1 protein-coding gene is annotated in these 1,482 nt (G+C 64.2%); it reads right to left on the reverse strand.

Going from position 1 to position 1,482, the window contains the following annotated elements:
* Nucleotides 1–34: 34 nt before the first annotated feature.
* A complete protein-coding gene (locus BST10_RS22120; RefSeq protein WP_083040775.1) occupies nucleotides 35–1,348 on the reverse strand; it encodes an IS256 family transposase in 1,314 nt (437 codons plus the stop codon).
* Nucleotides 1,349–1,482: the final 134 nt, after the last annotated feature.

Genomic DNA, 1,482 nt, shown 5'->3' on the forward strand with positions numbered 1-1,482 from the left:
CGAGATATTGTCAAGACCTGTGGATCGGTGATTTTCAGGCGACCTCCGATCCGGCGGTTGCGGGCTCGCCCGTCGACGGTTTGGGGGTGATGTCGGTGGGTCGTTCAAGCAGCTTGCCTTTGTGGAACACCGCGCCCGCACGTACGAGGGCGACCAACTCGGGGGCGTTGACCTTGCGCCAACGGGCTTGGGCGGCCTCGATGAGCTTGTAGGCCATTGCCAGCCCCGCTGCTCGTGAACCCGGCCCTTTGGTCACCTTGGTCCTCAAACGGACTGTGGCAAAGGTGCTTTCGATCGGGTTCGTGGTCCTCAGGTGGATCCAGTGCTCGGCCGGGTACTTGAAGAACTCCAATAGGACATCGGCGTCGTCGACGATCTTGGCGACCGCCTTGGGGTACTTGGCGCCGTAGTCGATCTCGAAGGCCTTGATCGCCAGCTGCGCCTTGTCGATATCCTCGGCGTTGTAGATGTCCTTGAGCGCCGCCAGTGCGCCCGGGTGTGCCGATTTCGGCAGTGCGGCAAGAACGTTGCCCTGCTTGTGCCACCAGCAACGCTGCTCTCGGGTGTCAGGGAACACCTCGCGTAACGCCTTCCAAAACCCCAGCGCGCCGTCGCCGACCGCGAGCACCGGTGCGGTCATGCCGCGGCGGCGGCAATCACGCAGTAGATCCGCCCAGCCTTCGGCCGACTCGCGGTAGCCGTCGGTGAGCGCGACGAGCTCCTTGCGGCCGTCAGCACGGACACCGATCATCACCAGCAGACACAGTTTCTCCTGCTCCAGACGGACTTTGAGGTGAATCCCATCCACCCACACGTAGACGTAATCCGTACCCGAGAGATCACGCGCGGCGAAGGCTTTCGCCTCGTCCTGCCACTGGGCGGTCAGCCGGGTAATCGCCGACGCCGAGAGCCCCGCACCGGTGCCCAAGAACTGCTCCAGCGCCGGGCCGAAGTCTCCGCTGGAGAGCCCATGCAGATACAGCAACGGCAGCACCTCGGCCATCTGAGGTGACTTACGTGCCCAGGCCGGCAGGATCGCCGAGGAGAACCGGCACCGCTGGCCGGTATCGGCATTGATGCGCTTGTCGTTGACCCGCGGAGCCTTGACCGCCACCGCGCCGGCCGCAGTCAGCACGGTCCGCTCCTGGTGGTGGCCGTTGCGCACCACCAAGCGATGCCCGTTCTCATCGAGGACATCGGTGAACTGGGCGATATAAGCCGCGACCTCGGCCTCCAGCGCCGCCGCCAGCATCTTGCGGGCGCCGTCGCGGACGATCTCATCGAGCACCGACCGGCTCGAACCAGCCTCTTCGTTGGACGATTCCGCGTCGTGAACTACCGTGAGCATGGGCGTACCTTCCCGAACCAGCGCGCCAACGCCGGCTCTTGATCAGACCTTCGACATTCAGATCATCCTCGGGAAGGTGCGCCCTTTCCTACGCCGCCTCACCGAGGCTCATCCACAGGTATTGATCATTGCTC

Origin of the sequence: Mycolicibacter algericus DSM 45454, from assembly GCF_002086455.1 — a bacterium.
GTDB lineage: Bacteria > Actinomycetota > Actinomycetes > Mycobacteriales > Mycobacteriaceae > Mycobacterium > Mycobacterium algericum.

Bases quoted from the DNA above. Each gene is read 5' to 3' on its own strand.
- BST10_RS22120 (WP_083040775.1), bottom strand. From the start codon at position 1,348: ATGCTCACGGTAGTTCACGACGCGGAATCGTCCAACGAAGAGGCTGGT.